A 25,992-nucleotide genomic window follows, 5' to 3' on the forward strand; every position below is an offset into this window, starting at 1 on the left:
TCTTTATTTTTTTGCCGGCTTCCAGATTGTTACGCCAAAAGGTGGAATCTTTACAGTGAGAGACTGTTTTCTATTATGAAGAGGCTTTTCTACAGTTGTTGCTGACTGATTTAACAGGTTTGTACCACCAAACTGCTGAAGATCACTTGAAAATACTTCTTCCCATTTACCTTCAAAAGGTGCACCAAGCTCAAAGTGATCGTAGGTGACATTTGTAAAATTACAGATAACCATTAATGTGTCGCTTTTTCGTTTCCCTTTTCTGATAAAGGAATAGATACTTTGTTCGGCATTGTCTGCATCAATCCATTCAAACCCTTGAGGATCGTGATCAAACTCATGTAGTGCTTTATGATTTGTATAAAAGTCCATCAACTCTTTTGAGAAATGATCGGCCTGATGATGTGAATCATAATCTTTCAGGAACCAATCAAGCCCCTGGACATATTTCCATTCGTCGAACTGTGCGAATTCACCGCCCATGAACAACAGCTTTTTCCCTGGATGAGTGATCAGATAACTGAGAAGTAATCGCCACTGCGCGAATTTCTCCCAATATTCCCCAGGCATCTTGTGAAGAAGAGACCTTTTCCCATGTACCACTTCATCATGTGAAAGCGGGAGAATATAATTCTCTGAATATGCATACACAAGTGAAAAAGTGAGCTTGTGATGATGATGTCTCCGTTCAAATGGATGGTATTCCATATAATCAAGCACATCGTTCATCCATCCCATGTTCCATTTATAATTAAAACCAAGACCGCCTTCGTGCACAGGCTTTGTGACACCCGGCCAGTCTGTGGAATCCTCTGCCATCATGAGAAAACGCGGATTTTCCTTAAAGACTGCTTTATTTAACTCCTGAAGAAACTCCGTGGCATAAGGGTTAGCTGTCTCAGGTTCACTGTTGGCCCAATAAATAATATTAGCCACAGCATCGACTCTTAACCCATCAATTCTATAAAAATGCATCCAGTAAAGCGCATTTGAAATTAAAAAGCTCCTGACTTCGCCTTTCGCCAGGTTAAAATTTGCTGTTCCCCATTCGTGATTTTCGCGGTCGTTGAAGGAATCATATTCATATAAAGGTTCTCCATCAAACATATATAAGCCATGCGAATCCTTGCAAAAATGCCCGGGTACCCAATCCATCAAAACGCCTATGTCCTCCTGATGACAGCGGTCAATCAGGTACATCAGGTCATGAGGTGTACCAAAACGGCTGGTAGGGGAGAAGTATCCTGTACCCTGATATCCCCACGAGGCATCAAGGGGATGTTCTGTTAAGGGAAGTAACTCAATATGAGTGAATCCATGTTCTTTTACATATGGAATTAATTCATCAGCGTACTCTCTATAAGTAAAGTAAGATCCATCTTCTTTTTGTTTCCAGGAGTTCAGGTGCAACTCATATATTGAGAGTGGCCTCTCATAGATGGGTCTGCGCTTTCTGACGCGCTGCCGGTATAACTGATCACCCCATTTATATCCTGAGAGGTCGTAAACGACTGAAGCTGTCTGAGGTCTCAATTCAGAATGAAAAGCATAAGGATCAGATTTCAGAACCAGGTCACCGGAAGCAGTTGTAATCGCGTATTTATACATTTCCCCTGTCAGGTCCCGGTCTATTGTACATGTCCAGATTCCTTCCTGATTTACACGTGTCATTTCATATTTTCCTGTCTCCCAGTTAGTGAAGCTGCCGGTTACAGATACAGCCTGTGCATGGGGAGCCCACACAGTAAATCGTGTACCCGTTACTTTCTTTTTCTGCTTTTCCAGATGTGCGCCGAAAGTATGATGAGCGTTATAAAGGGTTCCTTCATGGAAGAGGTGAATATCAAAATCACTGATTGTTTGATCCATGTGCGCCATCCTTTCTATATTCGTGTCTATACAATTTCAACATTAACACAATAAAGTCCTTGTGGAATCTGAATTTTCGATAAAATTTTTGAAAATTCTGAAGTAAGCGTTTGCATTTGCATATCTTTGTTAAAGACGGATGGCTGACTTTATGAGATGAAAGAAAGTCAGTCAAAGCTTTAGATTGTGATCATCTGTAATCAAAAAACATCTTGCTTAAGTGAAGCTCAACAACGAAGTGTGATATGTAAACAGTGTACAAAATTAACAGCCAGTGGAACGATATTGGTCAATAATGAAATTTTCCCCAATCAAATGCAGTTGAAACAATTCTGCAGAAATTCTCTGTAATAAAAAAAGGCTGGTCCGAAGACCAGCCTTTTTAATCAAACTTATTTATTAGATTCTACTTCATGTACCTTTTCAAACTTATCGAAGCCTTCACGAACAGGTTCGCGAGAGTTAGATGAGATCAAGCTGACAACTACGATTGCAATTGTACTCAGAATAAATCCTGGGATCATTTCATATAGCCATCCACTTAGTCCTAGCACGTATACCCAAAGGATAACTGTAATCGCACCAGTAAGCATACCGGCAAGAGCGCCCCAGCGAGTCATACGCTTCCAGTAAAGAGAAAGCAGGATTGCGGGACCAAATGCAGAACCGAATCCAGCCCATGCATTACTTACGATATCAAGAATCGTGCTGTCAGAATCGAGTGACAGGATAATCGCGATTAATGCTACTAATAGCACTGAGATACGTCCAACAAGAACAAGCTCTTTATCAGAAGCACTGCGCTTCAGGAACGTATTGTAGAAATCCTCTGTCAGCGCACTTGAAGTTACAAGCAGCTGAGAAGATACTGTACTCATAATTGCAGCAAGGATTGCCGCAAGTAAGAAACCTGAAATTAACGGGTGGAACAATACTTGTGAGAAGAACACAAAGATTGTTTCGGGGTTAGCAAGCTCTCCACCAGTGCTTTCAATATACGCAACACCAGTTAAACCAGTGAATAGTGCACCGATAATTGCAACGATCATCCAAGTCATACCGATACGGCGTGCACTTTTAAGAGATTTTACATCACGGATCGCCATAAAACGAACGATAATGTGCGGTTGACCGAAGTAACCAAGCCCCCAGGCCATTAATCCGATAAAGCCTAAGAAAGTTGTACCTTCAAAGAAAGAAGTTAGCTGTGGGTCGATTCCGTTTAGTGTATCAAACGTAGGTCCGACTCCTCCAAGTTCCATAAACGCAACAATTGGCACAAGAATAAGTGCTACAAACATGATGACACCCTGTACAAAGTCAGTAATACTAACTGCCAGGAAACCACCGAATAGTGTATAAGCAAGTACAACACCTGCTGTTACAAATAGACCAACTGTGTAATCCATTCCAAATGCACTTTCAAATAATACTCCACCAGAAACCATACCTGAAGATGTATAAACAGTGAAGAAAATAATGATGACAATTGCGGATACGAAACGCAAAATCTTTGTATCATCTACAAAGCGATTCTCAAAAAAGTCAGGGATTGTAATTGAATCGTTTGCCACTTCCGTATAAGTTCTTAAACGAGGTGCTACAAAAAGATAATTTAAATATGCCCCAATGGATAAACCAACCGCAATCCACATGCCCGAGAGTCCGGATACATAGATCGAGCCTGGTAGACCAAGCAGCATCCACCCACTCATGTCAGATGCGCCGGCTGATAATGCTGTTACACCTGGTCCGAGTGTTCTGCCACCCAGCATGTACTCTGATAAGTTACCGGTCGATTTTCTATAAGCATAATAGCCAATCGCCAGCATACCGATGAAATATAATGCGAGAGATATATAAACCTCAAAGCCAATCTCTACAGCTTCCACCAAATCTCCTCCTTGTAAAATGAATTTTTTGTGTCAAATGTTGCATGACGCTTACAGTTGACTAACCTAACAAAAATTTTACGACTGTTCAAGTGATATAAACTGCATCATATCAGCATAAAACGTCGTCACCCTATTAAGCACAAGGGTTAGGGGATGATTTCAAAAACATTAAAGTAAAATAATTCTGAAAATTAAATCATACTTTATTTTAATCTGTAACTTGAAAATTTGGCAAGTAAAATCCCCTGAATCGTTGATACATAAACGTTAAAGAATGGAATAATCATCCTGTAAAGGAAATGTAATATGTAAAAGAATGTGAATAGATACACAAATAGATGATTTGAAAAGCATAATTTTGTACAATAGAATCATGATAAACGAAAGGGTGAGAGTATGGCACAGGGTAAGAGTGTTGACGATTATATTCAGGAAGGAATATATGGTGCCAGAGAAACTTTGCCGGATGAAAGAAGGATGTTTTTAACTTCGATCAGAGAACGGATCGAATTTGCGCTCCTCCAAAATCAGGTGCGTGAATCTGATGTGTACCCGGAGATAGAGCAGGCACTGAAGAAACACCGCGATCTGAAAATGTTTTTAAACGGAAATATGAACTACAGATTCTTATCAAAATATATTCAGCTCGCTGACCGTTACAAAGCTTCCTATCAGGTGGTAACGAATAAAGAACACAACTCTGAATATGGACTCGTATTAGCGCATGCAGAAGCAGTGGATAAAGAAAAAATTACACTGCCTAAAAGACATGCAGATAACGGGGCAGCCCCGTCATTCTGGGACCGGTTATTCCGCTCTTAACCGCTTTCTTCTATTTTAATATGGGCGGGATGAACAGTTTAAGAAAAAAATGTGTTTGTTATTTAAATTAAAGGCTATGTTAATCCTGTTTTTGTTTTTGCACAGCTGGTGATTGGAGCGGAAGGGGGACGACTCCAGCAGGAGAAGCGTGACAGGTGAGACCCCGCAAGCGCCCCGCGCTGAGGAGGGCCGATTGAACCGGAGCCAAAAGACGGCTCATGCGGAAAGCGTTCCCCCTGGAGCGGAAATCATTAGCCAACCTTATCAGAGCTAAATTTAAAAGGCAGGGGATTCAGGTAAAGTTGCCTGAACTCCTGCCTTTTTGGTATGATAAACAGTATTGTGAGTGTTCGAACATACACGGAGGTGAGTCACAATGACGAAAATTACAAAAGATGAAGTAAAACACGTAGCTCATTTAGCAAGACTGAATATTGACGAACAGGAAGCTGAAAAGTTTGCTGAGCAGCTTGGCTCAATCATTACATTCGCTGAACAGCTGAATGAACTCGACACAGAGAATGTTGAACCGACAACGCATGTTCTTGATATGAAAAATATTTTACGCGACGATAAGCCGGTTGACGGTCTGCCGCGTGAACAAGTACTGAAAAACGCACCGGATCACCAGGATGGACAGGTGAAGGTGCCGACGATTCTAGAGTAGGAGGGCAAAAAGATGTCTTTATTCGATCACAAACTGGCGGATCTGCATGATCTTTTACATAAAAAAGAGATTACAATTGCTGATCTTGTCCGTGAATCATATAAACGTATTGAAGAAGTCGATGGTAAGGTACAAGCCTTTCTGACACTTGATGAAGAGCGTGCGCTTGCGCGTGCAGAAGAGCTTCAGCAAAAGCTTGGCAGCGACGAAGGTCTTCTATTTGGTATGCCAATCGGTGTGAAAGATAACATCGTTACAAAAGAACTCCGCACAACAGCTGCAAGTAAAATCCTTGGCAATTTTGATCCGATCTATAATGCAACAGTTGCAGATAAACTGCACTCAGCTGATGCCATTACAATCGGTAAGCTGAACATGGATGAATTCGCGATGGGATCTTCAACTGAGAACTCACATTTTGCAAAAACGAAAAATCCCTGGAATCTTGAAACTGTACCAGGTGGCTCTTCAGGTGGATCTGCTGCAGCGGTTGCAGCCGGGGAAGTACCATTCTCACTTGGTTCAGATACAGGTGGATCAATCCGTCAGCCTGCGTCATTCTGTGGTGTAGTCGGATTAAAACCGACTTATGGCCGCGTATCACGCTTTGGACTGATTGCATTCGCATCTTCACTGGATCAGATTGGACCAATCACAACAAACGTTGAAGATAATGCTTATCTGCTTGAAGCAATCGCAGGACTTGATCCAAACGATTCCACTTCAGCTAATGTGAACGTTCCAAACTACCGCAGCGCACTGACAGGTGATATTAAAGGCCTGAAGGTTGCTGTGCCAAAAGAATACCTTGGTGACGGTGTAAGTGAAGAAGTACGTCAGTCAGTCCGCGAAGCGCTTAAAGTGCTTGAAGGACTTGGTGCGACAATTGATGAAGTATCACTGCCGCATTCAAAATATGGTGTAGCAACATATTACCTGCTTTCTTCATCTGAAGCATCAGCGAACCTCGCACGCTTTGACGGCATCCGTTACGGTTACCGCGCTGACAACGCTGAAAACCTGATTGACCTTTATAAGAAAACACGTGCTGAAGGCTTCGGTGATGAAGTCAAGCGCCGTATCATGCTTGGCACATATGCACTAAGCTCAGGTTACTACGATGCATACTACAAAAAGGCGCAAAAAGTCCGTACATTGATTAAGCAGGACTTTGAAAAAGTGTTTGAGGACTATGACGTAATCGTTGGTCCTACTACGCCAACACCTGCCTTTAAGATTGGTGAGCAGATTGATGACCCGCTTACAATGTATGCAAATGATATCCTGACGATCCCAGTGAACCTTGCAGGCGTACCGGGTATCTCAGTACCTGCAGGCCTTTCAGAAATCGGTCTGCCGCTTGGTCTGCAGATTATCGGAAAGCACTTTGATGAAAGCACAGTTTACCGTGTTGCCCACGCTTATGAGCAGGCAGCAAATCATAATATGAAGCCGGAACTGTAGGAGGGAGAAGACATGACTAACTTTGAAACGATTATTGGACTTGAAGTACACGTAGAGCTGAAAACTGATTCAAAAATGTTCTCTCCTGCACCTGCTCATTTCGGTGCGGAGCCGAACACGAATACAAACGTCGTTGACCTTGGCTACCCAGGCGTTCTGCCGGTTATTAACCGCCGTGCTGTCGACTGGGGTATGAAGGCTGCAATGGCCCTTAACTGTGAAATTGCAGAACACACAAAATTTGACCGTAAAAACTATTTCTATCCGGATAACCCGAAAGCGTATCAGATCTCACAGTTTGATCAGCCGATCGGTGAACACGGATGGATTGAAATTGAAGTAGACGGCTATAAAAAGAGAATCGGAATTACACGTCTTCATTTAGAAGAAGATGCAGGTAAGCTGACGCACACTGATCAGGGGTATTCTCTTGTAGACTACAACCGTCAGGGAACACCGCTGATTGAGATCGTATCTGAGCCTGACTTAAGAACGCCGGCTGAAGCCTATGCGTATCTTGAGAAGATTAAGTCGATCATCCAGTATACGGGCGTCTCTGACTGTAAAATGGAAGAAGGATCTCTTCGCTGTGATGCAAACATCTCACTCCGTCCAGTCGGCCGTGAAGAGTTCGGTACAAAAACCGAGCTGAAAAACCTGAACTCATTTAACTTCGTTAAAAAGGGTCTTGAGTTTGAAGAAAAGCGTCAGGAAGAAGTCCTGCTTTCAGGCGGAGAGATTCAGCAGGAATCACGCCGCTTTGATGAGTCAACAGGTAAAACGCTTCTGATGCGTGTGAAAGAAGGGTCTGATGACTACCGCTACTTCCCTGAGCCTGACCTTGTGTCAATGGTGATTGATGAAGAGTGGAAAGAGCGCGTGCGCCAGACAATTCCTGAGCTTCCGGATGCGCGTAAAAAGCGTTATGTAGAAGACCTGGGACTGCCTGCATATGATGCAATGGTACTGACACTGACAAAAGAAATGTCTGATTTCTTTGAGTTAACACTGAAGCAGGGGGCAGATGCAAAACTTGCTTCTAACTGGCTCATGGGTGAAGTATCTGCCTACTTGAATGCAGAGCAAAAAGAACTGAGTGATACAGCACTGACATCTGAAGGCCTTGCAGGTATGATTAAGCTGATTGAAGATGGCACGATCTCATCTAAAATCGCGAAAAAAGTCTTCAAGGAACTGATTGAAAAAGGCGGAGATCCAAACAAGATTGTAAAAGAAAAAGGTCTTGTACAGATTTCTGATGAAGGTCAGCTGCTTGGCTTTGTAACAGAAGCACTTGATAACAACCCTCAGTCGATTGAGGACTTCAAGAATGGTAAAGACCGTGCGATCGGATTCCTTGTCGGCCAGATTATGAAGGCATCGAAGGGACAGGCAAATCCTCCGATGGTCAATAAGCTGCTGATGCAGGAGATTAAGAAGCGATAAAAAATGAGGCTTGTTTTTGGGGGAACGCACTTTTGTGGTGCGTTTCTTTTTTTTGTCTAGCTGATGTGGGGGGGTCAGTGGGGGGCTGATGGTGGTGCGCAGTCATGATTGCTTCATCTTTCCGGATATATCTATCAGCTTTCTGGTTAATTCTATGAGCAATCCGGGTTATTCGTTCTGCGGTTAGTTGGTACTGGATGATTCGATCACCTTTTGTAATAATTCTATCGGCTCCGGCATTTTATCTTACTCCTTTTAAACTATTCAGCCACCTTATCCGCCCCGTACCAGCATGTCTGAAACCGGCACATCCCATAAGCAACTCACTCGAATAAAAACCCCTACTATGAGATGCTTAAAAATGAGGTGATTAAAATGACGAACTTAAATGAATGGTTTGATAAAGGATTAACGGCTGAAGCTTACAAGGATCAGATGGAGTCTCATAAGGAAAATATGGTATCTGTCTATGAGCAGTTCACGTTACCGGAAGATGAGACATTTTTCGAAAAGCTGAAGGAGCAGAAGTTGCGTGCAATTGTGATTACTGAAGACTGGTGCGGGGATGCGATGATGAATAATCCGGTTCTGCTAAAACTCGCTGAACGTTCCGGGATCGATGTAAGGTTCATTCTGCGGGACAGCAACATTGAATTGATGGATCAGTATTTAACGAACGGGAAGTCGCGGGCGATTCCGATCTTTATTTTCATCGATCAAAACGGCAAAGAATTAGCTAAATGGGGACCGAGAGCCAAAAAAGTTCAGGCATTTGTGGATGAAGCAAGGTCTAATCTCCCGGCAAAAGAAGATCCGGCCTTTAAGGATGGTCAACAGTTGATGATTAAACAGCTGACGGCTGCTTATACTGAAAGAGAGGACTTCTGGAATGAAGTCTATCGCGAGTTAAAAGATCAGCTCACTATGGTAAAATCCGCTAATTAACGATATGATTAGGACAAGCCGATGGAAGGGCTTGTTCTTTTTTGTTTACATAAACTTAAAAGTGATTATAATCTTATAGTATGCTTAATTTATAAAAGGCAGGCTGAATAGAATGAAACGAGCTAGAATTATTTATAATCCGACTTCAGGACGTGAGATTTTCAGAAGGCACCTGCCTGAAGTATTAATGAAACTTGAGCAGGCGGGATATGAGACATCCTGTCATGCGACTACCTGCGCGGGTGATGCTTCTGTTGCTGCAGCGTCAGCAGCTGAGCGCGGCTTCGATCTGATTATCGCCTCAGGCGGGGACGGCACGTTGAATGAAGTCGTCAACGGTCTCGCAGAAAAACCGAACCGTCCGAGACTTGGCTTAATTCCGACTGGGACAACGAATGATTTCGCACGTGCACTTCATATCCCAAGAGACATTGAAGATGCGCTTGATATCATTATTAAAGGTGATACGATCCCGGTTGATGTCGGTAGAATGAATGATAAATATTTTATTAACATTGCCGGCGGCGGACGGATTACCGAGCTGACGTATGAAGTGCCAAGTAAGCTGAAAACAGTTCTTGGACAGCTGGCTTATTACTTAAAAGGGATTGAAATGCTGCCTTCCTTCAAGCCGACGAATGTCCGCATTGAGTATGATGGGAAGGTGTTTGAAGGGGAAGTGATGCTGTTTTTAATCGGTCTGACCAATTCGGTTGGCGGGTTTGAGAAGCTGGCACCGGACTCTTCTATTAACGACGGACTGTTTACGCTGATGTTCCTGAAAAAAACCAATATGGCGGAAACGATCCGGGTGATCTCACTGGCACTGCGCGGTGAACATCTCCACGATCCGCATCTTGAATATGTAAAAGCAAATCATATAAAAGTGACCTCGCAGGATACGGTTCAGCTGAATCTTGATGGGGAGTTCGGCGGGCTGCTTCCTGCTGAATTTCAGAACCTTTACAGGCATTTGAATGTCTGCGCTCCGCTTGATAAGCTTCGTAAAGAGGATCGGGTCGACGCAGATCATAACGTTGTATTGAAAAACAGTCTGATTGATGAAGAAGATGAGATCAGAAGCGATCAGTAAACAAAAAAAGCCTCGGCATGTGCCGGGCTTTTTTATACTTCGTTCAGCCACTCTACAGCATTGTCCATGTCAGCTGCAAGCTGCGAAGCTTCTTCAAGTGGACGCCATTCAAACTGGAACTTGAATCCATCATCTTTACCATTACTTTCTACTGTATATTCCCACTCATTTTCCACTGGACGTTTCAGAGCAAGGTGGAAGAAGTTGCGCTCATAATATCTGGAGCGGTCCTCAGAATAATACATATGCTTATGAAGCTTACCCTGAAGCTGAAGTTCATCTCTCTTCAATCCGGTTTCTTCCTCAATTTCACGATAAAGTGCATCAATCAGCAGTTCATCGTCTTCAACGCCGCCACCTGGTACCTGGAGGCCAGCCTGTGGACGTCCTTTTTGTGAAAAGACAAGCAGTTCAGTCTTTCCATCATTCTCCCGCGTGATATAAGCGAGTACTTTTTGTTTTACGATAGGTGATTGTCCCATTACGCTTCCTCCTTAGTTAGAATTTTAAGAATAGTTCCTCTATTCTACACACCATTAAATAAAAAATCAAGGTTATTTAGGTAATTATATATATACCCCTTGTAGGGTATGGATAAACATACTTAACACATTATAAATTATATGGAAACTTTTTAGTGTGAACCGCTGAACCTTTCCGTGGCGAACTGCGCTTTCCGCGGACGAACGCCCGAGCCTCCTCAGGCAGAAAACCACTGCCCTGCGGGGTCTCGAACGATCGTTTTTCCGCAGGAGTCTCCGTTCGCCACTACAAGTTTCAGCTGAGTGATCGGATTTTAAATAAAGATACTATTATTAAACTTTTGAGTAACGATGATTAAAATATGCTACAATAATGGGCAGCGATTCTAACGAAGAGGGCGATAAAAAGATGACGAAAAAGCAGGCATTACCTGTTAAGAAGAATGATACAGTAACAGTGACAATAGAGGATTTAACACATGAAGGGCACGGTGTCGGGAAGGTGGATGGTTATCCGCTGTTTATTCCGATGACGCTGCCTGATGAAGAAGTAAAAGTGAAGGTCTTGAAAACGACAAAGAACTTCGGTTTCGGAAAGCTTGAAGAGATGGTACAGGCAAGTGAAGACAGAACTGAACCGCCATGCCCTGTCTATGACCGCTGCGGAGGGTGTCAGCTTCAGCACTTCAGTTATGAAGGCCAGCTGAAGGCAAAGCAAAAGCAGGTGAAGGATGTGCTTGAGCGGATCGGGAAGATTAAAGATGTACCCGTTCATCCGACGCTTGGGATGGAAGACCCGTGGCGTTACCGTAATAAAAGTCAGATCCCTGTTGGCAGTGAAAGTGGCCGGATCATTGCGGGATTTTATGCAACGAGAAGTCACCGGATTGTGGATACGGATGTATGTCTGATCCAGGAGGAAATCAGTGACCGCGTCATGAACATAGTGAAGCAGGAAGCTGACCGTTTTGGTATTCAGCCCTATGATGAAGAGAGACACAAGGGTGTGCTGCGACACGTCGTTGTTCGCTACGGCCGTACGTCAGGGGAAGTAATGGTTGTCCTGGTGACGCGGACGAAGCACCTGCCGCATGCTGAAGATCTGATCGCTGTATTGCGTGAAAAAGTACCTGGATTAAAATCAGTCGTTCATAATATTAATGATCAGCGGACGAATGTCATTCTTGGCAATAAAGGACAGACAATCTGGGGCAGTGATGTGATTTATGATTCCATCGGCGAAGTAAAGTTTACCATCTCTGCACGAAGCTTTTACCAGATCAATCCTGTGCAAACAGAAGTGCTCTATCAAAAAGCACTTGAATACGCGCAGCTGACTGGAGAAGAATCAGTGATTGATGCATACTGCGGTATTGGTACGATCTCACTCTTTTTAGCACAAAAAGCGAAAAAGGTATTTGGCGTTGAGATCATCAGACAGGCCATTGAAGATGCAAAAGCAAATGCAGAGCTGAATGGATTTAACAATACTGAATTTGAAGCGGGACCGGCTGAAGAAGTTATTCCTGCATGGCATAAAAAAGGCAATCAGGCAGACGTCATCGTAGTCGATCCCCCGAGAAAGGGCTGTGATCAGGAGCTGCTTGATACAATGCTTGCGATGAAGCCGAAGCGGATTGTGTATGTATCGTGTAATCCGGCTACACTGGCAAGAGATTTGAGAATTCTTGAAGACGGCGGGTATCAGACGCAGGAAGTGCAGCCTGTGGATATGTTTCCGCAGACGAGTCATGTGGAGTGTGTGGCATGGCTGGAACTAGCTTAAAATAACTTATTTCTAAAGCATTCACTTCATATAGTGGATGCTTTTTTGAATTTCATGTAATCGTACATACAAGACCGTGAAGCACCATAAATTTTATAAGTGTGACTAAAAGAGTATCTTTCAGGAAGGTGATCTGTTGAAAAAGCTGAATCCGGAAAAGTTAACTGTTGAATTCAGCACTGGTGTAACAAAGACTGAACCGGTAATAGGGCGTAAGTATACATTAACGCATTCCGACATCACTGCAGACCTGTTTCTCACGATCGGTCTGCAGTTTGCATTTGAAAAAATTACTGCTTTGAGAGATGAAGTTCTTGCGGAATGGAAAATGTCTGAGGGATTTCCATTTCTATATGTATATGTTTATGTCGATGGAGTGTTTGGTCCGGCAGTTACTGCTGTGCGGGATACAATTTTCAGGCGGGAGCTGCCTTTAGCTTTAGAGGCAATCAGATATGGTGATCGAACATTCTTTGCAGCGCATCCAGCGTTAGAGAGTGCACCAATATGGATTCATTTTGATTCTACAAATCCACTGTACAACAGGTTTGAGAACTGGTGCACTCCTGGTGATTATAAATAACACGCAATCCAATGATTTTCCTTTAGGATCGTGCGAACTTTCACAATATATAATCTTTATGATTTTATATTGTGTAAAAGTTCTACCTCATGATAAAGTGTCAAAACTAACTTCATATGAATTCCTTATATAACTATGGTGATATGGACCATAAGTCTCTACCTGGCAGCCTTAAATTGCCGGACTATAAGGAAAGTCATTCTATGCATGAAAAGTGTATGGGGCTTTCTTTATATTGGGAGAAGGTCACATACGCTTTTTTATTTTTTTCTTAAAGTGGTCTGACATCGTATGACTAAATAGAGATATAAGCAATAATTGAAGTGAACATATCACTGGGAGGTATTTTGCTTTGAGTTTTATTTACGGCGTTTTTTCTTTAATGGGAGTCCTGTTTTTGGCCTGGCTATGGAGCAGTAAGCGCTCAGCGATTAATTGGCGTACGGTCGTAATAGGGATTGTGCTTGAATTTTTGCTTGTTATGTTTGTTTTGAAGGTTCCTTTTGGACAAGCCATGTTGAATAATGCGGCGCTCGGTGTTCAGAAGGTCATTGATTATAGCACGGAAGGAATCATGTTCGTCTTCGGAGGTTTTTATGAGGAAGGGACCAATATTACTTTCGTCTTTGCCATTAATGTTCTGGGTGCGATCGTTTTTATTTCGGCAATCATTTCTGCTCTCTATTATTTACGACTCATTCCCTTTTTTGTTAAATATATCGGAATTGGACTTGGCAGGATTTTAGGTACAACAAAGGTGGAATCGTTCAATGCGATCGGAAACTCTTTTCTGGGCTTGGTGGAAGCTCCGCTATTGATCAAACCTTATCTGATTAAGCTGACCCGCTCAGAGGTTTTTGCTGTGATGGTTGGAGGAACAGCGTCGGCAAGTGGCGACTGCTGCTATTCAGGATTTTCTTGCTGCTCACGATATAAAAGTAATGCTGGTTATATTTGATCAGGAGGCATTTAACATCAGTCAGGAACTGCTTGGATCTGTTGAAAGTTATATTGACGAGTATTATGTTGATAGGAGCGAATTCAATAGAAGAGACTTACTCCATGATGAACAGGAACTTTTATATAAGTCACTGCAGCGTCCGAGTGATCATCATGATACTGATTTTAAAGAATTACATATGCCAATTGAAGATTTTGTTGATCATCTTGATGAGCCGTTTTCGACTTCACTCATGCGGCTGATTGATCTAAAAGGAAAGACGGATGTTGAAGTGTATAAACGTGCAAACCTTGATAGAAGGCTGTTTTCGAAAATCAGAACAGCTAAAGGCTATGAACCGAGTAAGCGCACAGCTGTGGCTCTCGCGATTGCATTAGAGTTGTCAGTTGAAGAAACAGCTGACCTTTTAAAGCGGGCTGGCTATGCACTGTCACGCAGTCAAAAATTTGACGTGATTATCGAATATTTTATAGTGAATGGAAAATATGATATTTTCGAGATTAATGAGGTCCTTTTTAAGTATGAACAGCCTTTACTCGGAGGATAATTGAACCAGTCAGTATACAAACATCTTAATTTGTCGCTTCCAAAGCGACCATTGCTGTCACTTGACCCGCTATCCTTAAGTTAATACGAAACTTGAGGAGGACATCATGATGAAAAAGGGCTTAACAGAATTAGTATTTATACTGGATAAAAGCGGATCGATGAGCGGGTTGGAATCTGATACAATAGGCGGGTACAACTCAATGCTTGAGAAGCAGATAATGATTAAAGGAGATTGTAATATCACAACTATATTATTTGATCATACGTATGAGTTGCTTCATGACCGCATGGATATAAGAGAGGTCAGCCCACTGAAAGAAAAGGATTACCAGATCGGCGGATCAACGGCGCTTCTTGATGCAGTAGGCAGAACGCTGCACAAAATGATCAATGTGCAAAAGGTTGCTGAAACTGATGCCCGTACTGAGAAGGTGATGTTTGTTATGATTACTGATGGAGAGGAGAATTCAAGCCGCGAGTATTCAGCCGGAACGATCAAAGCGCTTATCGAACAACAAAAGACAGAGTACGGTTGGGAATTCGTTTTTCTTGGAGCAAACCTGGATGCAGTCAAAACTGCTGATAGATATGGAATCTCATCTGACAGAGCGATAGATTATCTTGCTGATCAGAGGGGCACGCAATTAAACTATAAAGTAATGGCACAGGCTGTCGCATCATTCCGGGAAGCAGGGGTGGTAGATGAGACCTGTTTTGAAGAAATCCGTAAAGATGTAAAACAGCGCAGGAAGAAAAAATCTTAAGACATTTCCCCGGCCGGAATTTGCAGAGCCAGGGAACTAAAGGGTTAAACAAGGAGATCTAAATGAACAACTACAAGCTAACGATTCAATATGACGGCGGCCGCTACAAGGGCTGGCAACGCCTTGGTAATAGTGACAATACGATTCAGGGGAAGATTGAAAACGTGTTGACAGAGCTCGCAGGAGAAAAGATTGAAATCATTGGATCCGGCAGAACGGATGCAGGGGTACATGCGCTTTCTCAGATTGCTAACTTTAAGATGCGTAAGGAAGCAACTGAAGATGAGGTAATGAAGTATTTGAACAGATATCTTCCGCATGATATCAGTGTTACTGATGTGAAGCTTATGCATGACCGCTTTCACTCACGCTATAATGCGAAAGATAAAACGTATTTGTATAAGATTTGGAATGAGCAGTATACACATCCCTTCATGCGCAAATACAGTATGCATGTGGATGAAAAACTTGATATTGAAAAGATGAAAGATGCATCTCAGCATTTTCTCGGTAAACATGATTTTACATCTTACTCGAACGCGAAGTCGAAGAAGAAGTCTATGGTACGTGAAATATACTCACTTGAGATGTCTGAAGATGCAGGATTTATTGAAATCAGCATTCGTGGTAACGGCTTCCTTTACAACATGGTGAGAAAAATAGTCGGAAGCCTTATTGAAGTCGGATTGGGAGAAATGGATGCAGCTGCAATCCCCGGCATTCTCGAATCCAAAGAAAGAATACAGACTGGCCGTATGGCTGATGGAGAAGGATTGTATTTGAAGAAGGTTGGTTTTTAGATATTTCCCTGCTGAAAGACATATAGAACAGAGGCAGCATTCACTTAAATAGGTGGATGCTGTTTTGTATATTATGGGACTTAATGCCGTTAAACCTTTAACAGATTAATTGACTAAACATTTTTAAGGATGTATATTTTGTTAAACGAATTATTTATTATGCAAATTGTCGTATAGATAAAAAGAACAATATCCTTAGAGGAAATGCACGATTCATGTAATAAATACTTTCGTTATCAGGTTAAAAAGTCAAAAGAGGTGATAGGTTGTTAAAGAACGTTATACCTGCTGTTCGTAATATGAAAGATTTTGAATACGCGTTAGGAAAAGATCATGAAACAATCATTTTACTGGAGACGCGTCTTTCGCAAATTGAGAGCGTTGTCAGGTATGCAAAGCAGCATAATAAAAAAGTGTTCATGCATGCCGACCTGATCCAGGGGCTGAAAGTAGACGAGTATGGACTTGAATACTTAATTCATAATGTTAAAGTTGATGGTATTATTTCAACAAAGTCATCGGTTATTGCTTTTGCGAAAAAATATAATGTGATGGGTATTCAGCGTTTATTTGCACTCGATAGTCATGCGCTTGATCATAACTTAAACGCGTGTAAAAAAATCCAGCCTGACTATATCGAAGTTTTACCCGGTATCATTCCGGATATTTTGAAAGAAATTAGCGAAGAGACTGGTATTCCGTTGATTGCTGGCGGACTTATTCGTACAAAAGAAGATGTTGAGAATTCGTTGAACAATGGTGCTACAGCTGTTACAACTTCAGACAGGAATCTGTGGTAGCAGAGAATTTGAATGTGATGTTTTATAAATTTATTTTGCAATCATTATAGAAAAATAACTAAACAATATTGACAACGCTTTCATAACTTTATATACTCTTATAAAGTTAATATTTTGTGACGAGATGAGGAGACACGTTATTTTGCCTGGACATCTGTTCCGGGCGATTTAATGTGTCTTTTTTATGCTCAAAATGTCAGAGAAGCTTCATGGGGGTGAGTTCTTATACATATTTTAATCAAACGGAAGTAATTGAATGCTGGGGGATTGGAGTTGGGTTTATATTTTTTAATAACATAAAGGGGATGGGATGATGAGAAAGAAGCCTATTATATTTTTAGTGCTTTCATTATTATTAATTTTTGCCGGGAGTTTTGTCGCGTCGTTATTTAACAGTTCGAGCGGAGATGTTGATGTTTCAAGAATTTATTTTGAGACCCCAAGAGGTGAATTGTCAGGACTTCTCTATAAACCGGATGATGCTGATCAGGAAGCAAAGCCAACCGTCATCGCCACACATGGATATCTTAACTCAGCCGAAATGCAGGATGCCCAGGCGATTGAAATGTCAAAAAGAGGGTATGTTGTGCTGGCGTTGGATCAATATGACCATGGCCATTCAACGAATACAACGGAAAAGCCGGTTCCTTTCTTTTCATTCTGGCCACATGCTATATACGATGCTGTTCAGTATATGTATGATCAGGAATATGTGTTAAAGGACGATGAAGGAAATGGTGTCATCGCAGTATCGGGGCATTCAATGGGAGGTTTCTCTTCTACCCATGCGGTGATGCTCGATGAAGTCGATTTTCAAGAAAGCGGTATTAGAAAAATCTTTGCATCCCTCACGATGGGATCAGATTATCAATGGATTAAGACACTAGGGTTTACAGATGAAGAAATCAATGGATCTTATGGACCAAGATTTTCAGGTAAAATTGCAGGTCAGTACGATGAATTTTTCTTTGATGCTGCAGCGACAGGCGCCGGTGAACCGGTTGTAAAGAAAAATTATGTGGCTACAGAAGAAGGAATGGGCTTTTTAGGTAACCCTGAGACGGCCTCAGCAGGTACTGTCTATGATGTGGATGGAGGAAAACGAATCATCTATCAGCCAAATGAAACTCATCCGTGGAATCATTTTTCTGAGACTTCTACAGCACATGCGATTGATTTTTATGACATGACATTTGCCGATTATGATGAACTTGTAACAGTCGGACAGGATGATCAGACATGGGTATGGAAAGAATGGTTTTCATTTGTAGCGTTAATCGGTTTCTTTTTATTCTTTATTCCGTTCATCAATTTATTAGGAAAGTTACCGTTTTTCAAAAACATTTATACAACCAGACCAGCTTCACTTCCTGAACCAAAGACAAATGGCGGTAAGCTTGCTGGGCTATTACTGATTGTTTTTGGCGCATTGTTCCCAGCCATATTCTTCTCTGCATATTACGGTGGAGACTTTTATGGAATGCGCCTGCTAAGACAGGTTAGTATGATCTTTATTGCATTATCAGCGATCGTTCTGATTGTCTCCTTCGTTAAGAATGCAGAAAAAAGTATTAAATCATGTTCGTTTATTGTGCTGGTATTAAGCGTCATTCAGTATTTCTTTTTAAGAAATCAGGCTGATTTAATTGCGACAACAGAATTCTTTGGTGCACCGACAGTGAATCCGGTTCTATACTGGGCACTTAACGTGGCACTTGTAACGCTTATTATCATGGTTTGTTATCATTTCGTTTCGAAAAAACCTGATGGGGCGACAGTTCAGAATTACGGTATAAAAGCAGGCTTTAAAACAATCAGTGCCTCACTATTGATTGCGATTTTAGCAGCAGTGGCTGGATATGGGCTGCTCTTTATTGTAGATAGCCTGTTTAAAACCGATTTCCGTCTGTGGACATTTGCGGTTAAAACATTTGAAGCTCAGCATTTAGTTGCTTTACTTAAATATGCACCACTATTCTTCATCTATTATTTTGTAGTGGGTCTGTCTGTAAATATGAATACAGCTACTGTAAAATACGATGGCTATAAAGGTTATGTTATATCAATATTTCACTTTGTGGGTGGTCTGGCTCTGTACCTCATTTATCATTACGGTCTGTTATTCTTAACTGGAACAGCAGGATACCCAAGTCAGTCACTATCTTCAATTATTGTCATTGGGCTCGTTCCGGTTCTAACAATTGCAGCTGTCTTTAATCGTTATTTGTATAGAAAAACAGGTAATGTTTATGTAGCAGCATTTCTTAACACACTATTAATGACCATGATCACGATTGCAAATACTGCGCTATATACAATTATCTAAAATGTTAGATACTGAAAAACAAAAGTAAAAAACCTTCAATTAAAAGTCCTCTGTAGAGTAGACAGTTTTACTGGTCTGCACTACAGGGGACTTTTTTATTTTTAGCTTTGTTAAAGACCAATGTTGTTTTAGCACAGCTGGTGATTGCAGCGGAAGGGGGACGACTCCAGCAGGAGAAGCGTGACAGGTGAGACCCCGCAGACGCGCAGCGTCGAGGAGGCTCACCGCGCGCCCTGCGGAAAGCGTTCCCCCTGCAGCGGAAATCAACCGCCAGATTTAACGGAGCCTTATTTTTAAAGAAGAGTATGAATTTAAATAGTAATATACTCCCAATAATTGATTGCTGCATAGAATTTTATTGATTATCAATAAAAATTTATTTATAATCATAATTAATTCAATTTAAATTGAAAGGTGAGAAATCATGAATCAATTAGCAGACATTTCACATATAGCAATTATTATGGATGGCAACGGACGCTGGGCAGAGAGAAGAGGTCTGTCGCGGACGGATGGTCATGTTGAGGGCGTGTCGACTGTAGTGAAAATCGTTAAAAGAGCGGCTGAAAGAGACGTGAAGTTCCTGACGCTTTATACATTCTCGAGTGAAAACTGGAAAAGGCCTCAGAAAGAAGTTGAGTTTATTTTACAGCTGCCTAAGAAATTTTTGTTTCAATATCTTCCGGAACTGATGAGGAACAATGTAAAAATTAATATACTCGGAGACATCCGGCAGCTTCCCTACAGTACACGTGAAGCCCTTAAGCACGCTGTAAGGAAAACTGCTAAGAACGATGGACTCCAGCTGAATTTTGCGCTGAATTATGGGGGAAGGCAGGAGCTTCTCAAAGCATTTGAGGAGATGAAAGCTGCAGGAGAGGACGTAACTGAAGATCACCTTGAGAAGTATCTTTATACTGCGGGTATGCCGGATCCGGATCTGCTGATCAGAACAGGCGGGGAGAAGCGGTTAAGTAATTTCCTGCTGTGGCAGATGGCATATACAGAGTTCAGTTTTTCAGATTCACTCTGGCCTGACTTTTCAGCAGAAGAGTTTGATGCTGCGATAGATGAGTTTGCCATACGTCACAGACGCTTTGGCGGGCTGTGAAATTATGATAAGCACTAATGTAATGACGAGCAAAGACTGAGACGCAATTGTCCCAGTCTTTTTTAGTTGGCTTTGTTAAAACCCAATGTTGTATTAGCACAGCTGGTGATTGTAGCGGAAGGGGAACGACTCCAGCAGGAGAAGCGTGACAGGTGAGACCCCACAGAAGCGTAGCTTCGAGGAGGGATGATTGAACCGGAGCCAAAAACCGGCTCATGCGGAAAGCGTTCCCCCTGAAGCGGAAATCAACAGCCGACTTTAACAGAGCTTTTTAGTTAAATTAATTATCGGAAAGTTCTCAATTGAGAAAATATTCCGTTGACAAAGATGAAAAAAGTAGGATAATAAAATGAAAAAGAGATATAAAGGGGTCTATTACTCACTACTTTTATAGAGGCGGGAGAGGGATATGGATTATCTGGTGCAGTTTCAGTTAAATGTTTTTGCCTTAGTCGCGCTGGTCATTCTCTATGCAATTATTAAGATGAGGTCAAAAATTGAAACCTTCAGTAAGAAGATGCTCAAAGCATTGATGCTTACGAGTGGAATTGCAATGATTCTGGAACCGCTGACGTGGATTTTTGATGGCATGCTATTTCCGGGCGCTTACTTCCTGGAATACAGCACAAACTTTTTTCTGTTTCTCATTGGACCTGTCCTTGGCGGATTGATGCTGTCTTATGTGGATTATCATATTTTTAAAGATCCAAAACGAATCTATAAAAAAGGCTTTTATCAGCATTTAAGTGTTCTGACGTTTGCAGTATTAATTGTCAATCTCGCTTATCCCGTTTATTTTCAGGTAGATCCACTCTCTAACAAATTCAGCAGTGGTGATTTTAAGGACATTCATTACGTTGTATTAGCTTCACTGTACCTATACATGATTTTCTTTTTGCTTAAAAACCATAAAAAAACACATACCTATATCATTAATATATTTATTGGATTTTTCACACTTCCGATTGTCGGAATGATTGTGCAGCTTTTCGATTCCAAGCTTTATTTTTCCTGGACTTCAGGTGTACTGGCTATACTGGTTGCTTATATCTTCTTAGAATCCACTACTGCAGAGGAAGATTTCCTCACAAAACTCTATAACCGTCACAGCTATGAAGTGTACCAGAAACACTTGATAGAAGCAGGCAAACCTTTTGGGATTATGCTGATTGATCTGAACTATTTTAAAGAAATTAATGATGAGCACGGTCACCAGCGCGGTGATCAGGTGTTAATCGGGTTTTCCCAGACGCTCAAGAAAAGCTTCGATCAAAAGGGATTGATTGCGAGACTTGGCGGCGATGAATTTATCATTGTTTTCGAAGGAGGTCAGAAAAACCCGGATGAGATTGCCGGGAAAATTGACCGGCTCTTAAGAAAGCATGAAGATCCACTGATTAAGCAGCTGAGTTTCAGTTACGGCTGTGAATTCTATCACCACCATCAGTCTGCCGATCAAATGTATACAACAGCTGATGAGAAAATGTATCAATATAAACGAACAAGTAAATCAATGCAGCAACAGAGTGAAATGATCTGATATAAAAGAGGCCCCGTCACCGGAGGCCTCTTTATATTGCACGTATTATCTGATTGCAGAAAATCCATCCATCAGCTCAGCAAGGTTTTTCTCATAATCATCGGTTTTTCTGACATTTTTGATCACAAGTCTGCTGTTCGGGAATGTCGGCATTCTTTCCATACTGAATGACAGGTCCTGCTCAGGTACATCATAGGTAAGGTTCTTAGCAAAGAAGTCAAAGAATGAGCTCATCACGATCACCGTCAGCCACTCGCCTGCGCATCGGTGTCCCGTATGATGATCTCCGCCGCCCTGTGGAATAAAAGAAAACGGACTGCCTTTCCAGCCGTCAAATCTTTCAGGGATAAATGTGTCAGCGTTTTCCCAGGAATCAGGGTGACGGTTCGTACCGAAAATATCGAGAACCACAAGCGTATCTTTCTTGAATTTATAACCTTTGAACGTAAAGTTTTTCTTCACTTTCGCAACCATAGCAGGTACAAAAGGATAATAACGCCGCGTTTCCTGTGCAAACATATGACTGTACTTAGCGTTGTTCTTCAATTTCTCAACAGTCTCCGGATGCTCATGCATCGCAAGTACGCCGAATGTCAGAAAATAAGCAGTTGCAAGGAGTGGTCTGAATGCGTTACTTAACTCCACAGCAGCAATCTCTTTATCAAATCTTTTCCCGTTATTTTCACGGTGGTGGGACATGATATAAGCTGCCGTATTAGGTTTTGGGCTCATCTTTCCTTTCCTTACACCTTTAATAATATCCTGAAGCCAGGCTTCATGACTGTTTCTCGCTTTTTTGCCATCTTTAAATCTTGAAAGCGATCCGCCAAATGAATCAATCATATCGATCATTTCGCGGGTGCGCTGCTTCACTTCCTCTTCTTCAAGCGGAACGCCTGCCCACTCGCATCCTGCTCTGGCTAAGATCTCCTGCATCTCATCAAAGATGACCACATCATCAGCATGTTCCCACTCACTTACTTTTTCATCTAAATGTTTAATTGCCATCCTTTTCAGGTCCTCAACTCTGTCTGGTGTGAACATAGAAAGTAATGTGCGCTTTCTGTTCAGATGCGCTTCGCCGTCCATTCCGTGAAGGCTGCCTTCACCAAATAGTGACATTTTAAATGGCTTTGGCATGGCACCTTCACGTTTGAACTTTTCAGTATCATAAAACATTTCAGAAGCTTCTACTCCGGCTATACAGACTGCTTTTTTGCCAAGCAGCCTTGTCTCAAAAATATCTGAACCGAGTTCCTGCCGCTGATTCGGTAAAAAGTGAAAGCCTTCTTTTATAAAATTAAGAGAATTGTCTATGCCTTTTGCACGGGGTACAGGCTTTTTCACATCCATTTATCGCAACTCCTTTATATGTATCGTGTTAATTACAACGTACCCTGAGCCCTTGTAAATAAACGCAGCTTTATAAGGAGTATGAAATTTTTGAAACCATCATGATAGCTGTCTGGTAGTATAGTTATAGAGATATATTGAAAGCAGGTGATCATTGATGTCATCCATACTCACAAAAATATATGAAGGCTTCATGATCATACTCGTAATTTTTACAATTACTACACTATGGAGCGACCAGCCTTACAGCTCAATCACTAACTGGATTGTCTGGCTGATCTTTTTTATCGATTTTGCTGTCAGATTATATAGAGCGGATTCCAAATGGGGATTCTTTAAGAAGCATCCATTTTTAACGATTGCCATTATTCCGTTTGACCAGTTTTTTCAGGCTGCCCGTATTGTAAGAATCATTTACCTGTTCAGGACAAAAACCATTACAAAACACTACGTCCAGCCATTTATTGATAAGCTCACGAACGCTTCAAAAGCAATTATTCTGCTGAGCATCCTGGGATTATTTTTCCTGGAGTCTCTTGTGATCTGGCAGCTGCCGAATGTCATTACAACTTATACTGAAGCCCTTACTTTTATCTTCAGTCAGCTATTATTTTTTGGGCGGAGGATCTATGAGATTGAATCAACATTGATGCATACATTCGTCATTGTGAACTCGATCATCGGTGTGATCCTTCACGGAATCGCACTGCAGTGGATTTTCAATAGGTTTGAAAATACATTTAGTTCTTTTATAAAGTTTGTAAAGAATAAGGTATCTTCTTCATGACGTTTAGATTTTGTTCAGTTGGGAAAAAGCGGGATATAACTTGATATTCAGGAGGAACCCGACATGACAAAGACAATCTTTATTACTGGAGCAGGAACAGGTCTTGGCCGCGGGGCGGCACTTGGACTTGCAAAAAAAGGACATCGCGTCATTGCAACAACGGAGCTGACAGCGCAAAAAACTGATCTCCTGAGAGAAGCAGATGAACAGGGGCTTGATATGGAAATCTTCAAGCTTGATATTACAAACCAGCGTGACCTGGCTGAAATTGCAAAGCACGATTTTGATATTTTTGTTGCAAATGCTGCAATTAATGAAGGCGGCCCGCTTGGTGAAGTGCCGATGGACAGATTCCGTGCATTATTTGAAGTGAATGTATTTGCCACACTCGAATCAGCACAGCTTGCTGCACAAAAGCTTGTGAAGAAAGGAAGCGGCAAAATCATTTTCATGAGCTCAATGGCTGGCATTTCAGCCACGCCATATGTTGGACCTTATACTGCAACAAAGCATGCGCTTGAAGGCATTGCCCAGACGATGAAAGCTGAACTTGAAGAATTCGGTGTAAAGGTCGCAACGATTAACCCCGGGCCATTTGCAACCGGATTCAACAAGCGGAGCGCTGAAGAAAAATGGAAATGGTATAATGAGAACCAGCACTTTACACGTAAAGAAGATATGATCGAACAGGAAGAAGGCTTACAGGAATTTGATCCTGAGGACATGATCAAAAAGATGATCGAAATCATTCCAGCGGATCATCACAAATTCCGTACAGTGTATCCGCAGGAAACAGAAGATCAGCTGAAAGAGACGCAGAAAGAACGATGGGATATGGAGATTTAACGATAAAATTTTTTAGCTTAAATTGAGTTTAATAGAATTGCATGTTTAGAAATATCTGAGGTGAGCGAAGCTGAAGACGGTGACTCCAACGGGATAAAACGGACAGGTGAGACCCCGCAGAGCGAAGCTCGAGGAGGCTCACCGCCGTTCCCGTGGAAAGCACCGTCTTCAGCGTAGTGAACCGGTTAAAAAGCTGGGATTCAGGATTCCAGCTTTTTCTGTGCGAAAAATCACAAAGTCAGGTACACTTATCGTATAAAACATTAAAAAGGTTGGATGAAACATGGAAAAGAGCATCATATTTTTTGATATAGACGGTACGCTGCTGAATCACGATAAAAAGCTGCCTGCCTCAACAAAAGAAGCAATCTCTAGGCTGCAACAGCTTGGCCATGAAGTCGCAATTGCAACAGGCCGCGCACCGTTCATGTATGAAAATCTCAGAAAAGAGCTTGGCATCCGCTCATTTATCAGCTATAACGGCCAATATGTCGTGCTGAATGACGAAGTGATCTACAAAAACCCTCTCACCGCAGAAGCACTGGAGAAACTGACTGCTGTCGCTGTTGAAAATGAGCATCCGGTCGTGTATATGGACCATGAAGACATGAAAGCAAATGTACGTCAGCACGCTTATATTGAAGAGAGTATCGGTACATTGAAGATCGGTATGGAGCCAACGCATGACCCGGACTATCATGTAGACCGCCCGTTGTATCAATCTCTATTATTCTGTGAAAAAGGAGAAGAGGAGCAGTACAGAGAAACATTTCCTGACTTTGATTTCATCAGGTGGCACACTTATTCTGTGGATATTCTGCCAAAAGGCGGTTCTAAAGCGCAGGGTATTGCTAAAATGATTGAAAAACTCGGCTACCCGGCTGAGCGCCAGTTTGCATTTGGTGACGGACTGAACGATATAGAAATGCTGACAGCTGTAGAAAACAGTTTTGCAATGGGAAATGCATTTGATAAAGTAAAAGCCTCAGCAAAGTTTGTAACCAAATCCGTTGAAGAAAACGGGATTTTGCACGGATTGCAGATGGCAGGATTGTTAGATTGAAAAAATCCCCCGACGCATTTACGCGTCAGAGGGATTTTTT

The 25,992-nt window shown here is 41.9% G+C and carries 23 protein-coding genes and 1 riboswitch; of the genes, 19 read left to right on the forward strand and 4 right to left on the reverse strand.

Annotated features, from left to right (window positions below; all coding sequences use genetic code 11):
• Positions 1-3: 3 nt before the first annotated feature.
• Complete coding sequence (glgB, locus tag KP77_RS06510; RefSeq protein ID WP_235420684.1) at positions 4-1,869, reverse strand: 1,4-alpha-glucan branching enzyme; 1,866 nt, start codon at positions 1,867-1,869, stop codon at positions 4-6.
• A gap of 392 nt (positions 1,870-2,261) precedes the next feature.
• On the reverse strand, positions 2,262-3,701 hold the full coding sequence (gene putP / locus KP77_RS06515) for a sodium/proline symporter PutP (RefSeq protein WP_052474022.1): 1,440 nt from the start codon (positions 3,699-3,701) through the stop codon (positions 2,262-2,264).
• A 459-nt stretch (positions 3,702-4,160) separates the two neighbouring features.
• On the opposite strand from putP, the gene KP77_RS06520 reads away from it, so the two are divergent.
• The 6 genes from KP77_RS06520 to KP77_RS06545 all read left to right on the forward strand — a co-directional run bounded on the left by KP77_RS06520 (position 4,161) and on the right by KP77_RS06545 (position 10,201).
• The gene (locus KP77_RS06520; protein WP_041121935.1) at positions 4,161-4,586 is read left to right on the forward strand and encodes a YueI family protein; all 426 of its coding nucleotides are present in this window, start codon (positions 4,161-4,163) and stop codon (positions 4,584-4,586) included.
• Between the two features lie 376 nt (positions 4,587-4,962).
• Positions 4,963-5,253: an Asp-tRNA(Asn)/Glu-tRNA(Gln) amidotransferase subunit GatC gene (gatC, locus tag KP77_RS06525; protein ID WP_041121936.1), complete on the forward strand. Its 291-nt coding sequence runs from the start codon at positions 4,963-4,965 to the stop codon at positions 5,251-5,253.
• Between the two features lie 12 nt (positions 5,254-5,265).
• The gene (gatA, locus tag KP77_RS06530) at positions 5,266-6,717 is read left to right on the forward strand and encodes an Asp-tRNA(Asn)/Glu-tRNA(Gln) amidotransferase subunit GatA (RefSeq protein WP_041121937.1); all 1,452 of its coding nucleotides are present in this window, start codon (positions 5,266-5,268) and stop codon (positions 6,715-6,717) included.
• Between the two features lie 12 nt (positions 6,718-6,729).
• Positions 6,730-8,163 carry an Asp-tRNA(Asn)/Glu-tRNA(Gln) amidotransferase subunit GatB gene (gene gatB / locus KP77_RS06535; protein ID WP_041121938.1) on the forward strand — a complete coding sequence of 478 codons (1,434 nt, stop codon included), beginning with the start codon at positions 6,730-6,732 and terminating at the stop codon, positions 8,161-8,163.
• A gap of 375 nt (positions 8,164-8,538) precedes the next feature.
• Entirely contained in the window at positions 8,539-9,108 is a 570-nt protein-coding gene (locus KP77_RS06540) for a thioredoxin family protein (protein WP_041121939.1), read from the forward strand.
• A 112-nt stretch (positions 9,109-9,220) separates the two neighbouring features.
• Positions 9,221-10,201: a diacylglycerol kinase gene (locus KP77_RS06545; protein ID WP_052474005.1), complete on the forward strand. Its 981-nt coding sequence runs from the start codon at positions 9,221-9,223 to the stop codon at positions 10,199-10,201.
• A gap of 32 nt (positions 10,202-10,233) precedes the next feature.
• Here KP77_RS06545 and KP77_RS06550 read toward each other — a convergent pair whose 3' ends face one another.
• On the reverse strand, positions 10,234-10,683 hold the full coding sequence (locus KP77_RS06550; protein ID WP_041121940.1) for an NUDIX hydrolase: 450 nt from the start codon (positions 10,681-10,683) through the stop codon (positions 10,234-10,236).
• 409 nt (positions 10,684-11,092) lie between these two features.
• Here KP77_RS06550 and rlmD point away from each other — a divergent pair, with 409 nt between their 5' ends.
• The 10 genes from rlmD to KP77_RS06600 all read left to right on the forward strand — a co-directional run bounded on the left by rlmD (position 11,093) and on the right by KP77_RS06600 (position 21,903).
• A complete protein-coding gene (gene rlmD / locus KP77_RS06555) occupies positions 11,093-12,469 on the forward strand; it encodes a 23S rRNA (uracil(1939)-C(5))-methyltransferase RlmD (protein ID WP_041121941.1) in 1,377 nt (458 codons plus the stop codon).
• Between the two features lie 136 nt (positions 12,470-12,605).
• Positions 12,606-13,052: a staygreen family protein gene (locus KP77_RS06560; RefSeq protein ID WP_041121942.1), complete on the forward strand. Its 447-nt coding sequence runs from the start codon at positions 12,606-12,608 to the stop codon at positions 13,050-13,052.
• A gap of 105 nt (positions 13,053-13,157) precedes the next feature.
• Positions 13,158-13,259, forward strand: a riboswitch (purine riboswitch).
• 145 nt (positions 13,260-13,404) lie between these two features.
• On the forward strand, positions 13,405-14,010 hold the full coding sequence (locus tag KP77_RS06565; protein ID WP_052474006.1) for a Na+ dependent nucleoside transporter N-terminal domain-containing protein: 606 nt from the start codon (positions 13,405-13,407) through the stop codon (positions 14,008-14,010).
• Positions 13,943-14,560, forward strand: a complete 618-nt coding sequence (locus tag KP77_RS06570; RefSeq protein WP_152614686.1) for a hypothetical protein — start codon at positions 13,943-13,945, stop codon at positions 14,558-14,560. Before KP77_RS06565 ends, KP77_RS06570 begins: the two co-directional genes overlap by 68 nt.
• 106 nt (positions 14,561-14,666) lie before the next feature.
• Positions 14,667-15,326 carry a vWA domain-containing protein gene (locus KP77_RS06575; RefSeq protein ID WP_235420685.1) on the forward strand — a complete coding sequence of 220 codons (660 nt, stop codon included), beginning with the start codon at positions 14,667-14,669 and terminating at the stop codon, positions 15,324-15,326.
• Between the two features lie 62 nt (positions 15,327-15,388).
• Positions 15,389-16,126 carry a tRNA pseudouridine(38-40) synthase TruA gene (gene truA, locus KP77_RS06580; protein WP_041121944.1) on the forward strand — a complete coding sequence of 246 codons (738 nt, stop codon included), beginning with the start codon at positions 15,389-15,391 and terminating at the stop codon, positions 16,124-16,126.
• Between the two features lie 266 nt (positions 16,127-16,392).
• Complete coding sequence (locus tag KP77_RS06585; protein ID WP_041121945.1) at positions 16,393-16,926, forward strand: glycerol-3-phosphate responsive antiterminator; 534 nt, start codon at positions 16,393-16,395, stop codon at positions 16,924-16,926.
• A 313-nt stretch (positions 16,927-17,239) separates the two neighbouring features.
• Positions 17,240-19,252 carry an alpha/beta fold hydrolase gene (locus tag KP77_RS06590; RefSeq protein WP_235420686.1) on the forward strand — a complete coding sequence of 671 codons (2,013 nt, stop codon included), beginning with the start codon at positions 17,240-17,242 and terminating at the stop codon, positions 19,250-19,252.
• A gap of 424 nt (positions 19,253-19,676) precedes the next feature.
• Complete coding sequence (locus KP77_RS06595; protein ID WP_052474008.1) at positions 19,677-20,363, forward strand: isoprenyl transferase; 687 nt, start codon at positions 19,677-19,679, stop codon at positions 20,361-20,363.
• Between the two features lie 409 nt (positions 20,364-20,772).
• Positions 20,773-21,903: a GGDEF domain-containing protein gene (locus KP77_RS06600; RefSeq protein ID WP_041121947.1), complete on the forward strand. Its 1,131-nt coding sequence runs from the start codon at positions 20,773-20,775 to the stop codon at positions 21,901-21,903.
• Between the two features lie 45 nt (positions 21,904-21,948).
• On the opposite strand, the gene KP77_RS06605 is transcribed toward KP77_RS06600, so the two are convergent.
• Positions 21,949-23,256 carry a cytochrome P450 gene (locus KP77_RS06605; protein WP_041121948.1) on the reverse strand — a complete coding sequence of 436 codons (1,308 nt, stop codon included), beginning with the start codon at positions 23,254-23,256 and terminating at the stop codon, positions 21,949-21,951.
• Between the two features lie 157 nt (positions 23,257-23,413).
• Between KP77_RS06605 and KP77_RS06610 the strand changes: the two genes are divergently transcribed.
• The 3 genes from KP77_RS06610 to KP77_RS06620 all read left to right on the forward strand — a co-directional run bounded on the left by KP77_RS06610 (position 23,414) and on the right by KP77_RS06620 (position 25,952).
• A complete protein-coding gene (locus KP77_RS06610) occupies positions 23,414-24,043 on the forward strand; it encodes a hypothetical protein (protein ID WP_041121949.1) in 630 nt (209 codons plus the stop codon).
• A 63-nt stretch (positions 24,044-24,106) separates the two neighbouring features.
• Positions 24,107-24,889, forward strand: coding sequence for an SDR family oxidoreductase (locus tag KP77_RS06615; RefSeq protein ID WP_041121950.1), 783 nt, complete (start codon positions 24,107-24,109; stop codon positions 24,887-24,889).
• A gap of 283 nt (positions 24,890-25,172) precedes the next feature.
• Positions 25,173-25,952, forward strand: coding sequence for a Cof-type HAD-IIB family hydrolase (locus tag KP77_RS06620; RefSeq protein ID WP_041121951.1), 780 nt, complete (start codon positions 25,173-25,175; stop codon positions 25,950-25,952).
• Positions 25,953-25,992 lie beyond the last annotated feature (40 nt).

Origin of the sequence: Jeotgalibacillus alimentarius (assembly GCF_000829445.1) — a bacterium.
Classification (GTDB): Bacteria; Bacillota; Bacilli; order Bacillales; family Jeotgalibacillaceae; genus Jeotgalibacillus; species Jeotgalibacillus alimentarius.

What these genes read in the sequence shown, in the direction of transcription:
- KP77_RS06605 (WP_041121948.1), bottom strand. Translation starts at nt 23,256, where the DNA reads ATGGATGTGAAAAAGCCTGTACCCCGTGCAAAAGGCATAGACAATTCT.
- KP77_RS06610 (WP_041121949.1), top strand. Translation starts at nt 23,414, where the DNA reads ATGTCATCCATACTCACAAAAATATATGAAGGCTTCATGATCATACTC.
- gatA (WP_041121937.1), top strand. Translation starts at nt 5,266, where the DNA reads ATGTCTTTATTCGATCACAAACTGGCGGATCTGCATGATCTTTTACAT.
- KP77_RS06615 (WP_041121950.1), top strand. Translation starts at nt 24,107, where the DNA reads ATGACAAAGACAATCTTTATTACTGGAGCAGGAACAGGTCTTGGCCGC.
- KP77_RS06520 (WP_041121935.1), top strand. Translation starts at nt 4,161, where the DNA reads ATGGCACAGGGTAAGAGTGTTGACGATTATATTCAGGAAGGAATATAT.
- KP77_RS06545 (WP_052474005.1), top strand. Translation starts at nt 9,221, where the DNA reads ATGAAACGAGCTAGAATTATTTATAATCCGACTTCAGGACGTGAGATT.
- gatC (WP_041121936.1), top strand. Translation starts at nt 4,963, where the DNA reads ATGACGAAAATTACAAAAGATGAAGTAAAACACGTAGCTCATTTAGCA.
- gatB (WP_041121938.1), top strand. Translation starts at nt 6,730, where the DNA reads ATGACTAACTTTGAAACGATTATTGGACTTGAAGTACACGTAGAGCTG.
- rlmD (WP_041121941.1), top strand. Translation starts at nt 11,093, where the DNA reads ATGACGAAAAAGCAGGCATTACCTGTTAAGAAGAATGATACAGTAACA.
- truA (WP_041121944.1), top strand. Translation starts at nt 15,389, where the DNA reads ATGAACAACTACAAGCTAACGATTCAATATGACGGCGGCCGCTACAAG.
- KP77_RS06600 (WP_041121947.1), top strand. Translation starts at nt 20,773, where the DNA reads ATGGATTATCTGGTGCAGTTTCAGTTAAATGTTTTTGCCTTAGTCGCG.
- KP77_RS06575 (WP_235420685.1), top strand. Translation starts at nt 14,667, where the DNA reads ATGATGAAAAAGGGCTTAACAGAATTAGTATTTATACTGGATAAAAGC.
- KP77_RS06590 (WP_235420686.1), top strand. Translation starts at nt 17,240, where the DNA reads ATGAGAAAGAAGCCTATTATATTTTTAGTGCTTTCATTATTATTAATT.
- KP77_RS06550 (WP_041121940.1), bottom strand. Translation starts at nt 10,683, where the DNA reads ATGGGACAATCACCTATCGTAAAACAAAAAGTACTCGCTTATATCACG.
- KP77_RS06620 (WP_041121951.1), top strand. Translation starts at nt 25,173, where the DNA reads ATGGAAAAGAGCATCATATTTTTTGATATAGACGGTACGCTGCTGAAT.
- glgB (WP_235420684.1), bottom strand. Translation starts at nt 1,869, where the DNA reads ATGGATCAAACAATCAGTGATTTTGATATTCACCTCTTCCATGAAGGA.
- KP77_RS06540 (WP_041121939.1), top strand. Translation starts at nt 8,539, where the DNA reads ATGACGAACTTAAATGAATGGTTTGATAAAGGATTAACGGCTGAAGCT.
- KP77_RS06595 (WP_052474008.1), top strand. Translation starts at nt 19,677, where the DNA reads ATGAATCAATTAGCAGACATTTCACATATAGCAATTATTATGGATGGC.
- putP (WP_052474022.1), bottom strand. Translation starts at nt 3,701, where the DNA reads ATGCTGGCGATTGGCTATTATGCTTATAGAAAATCGACCGGTAACTTA.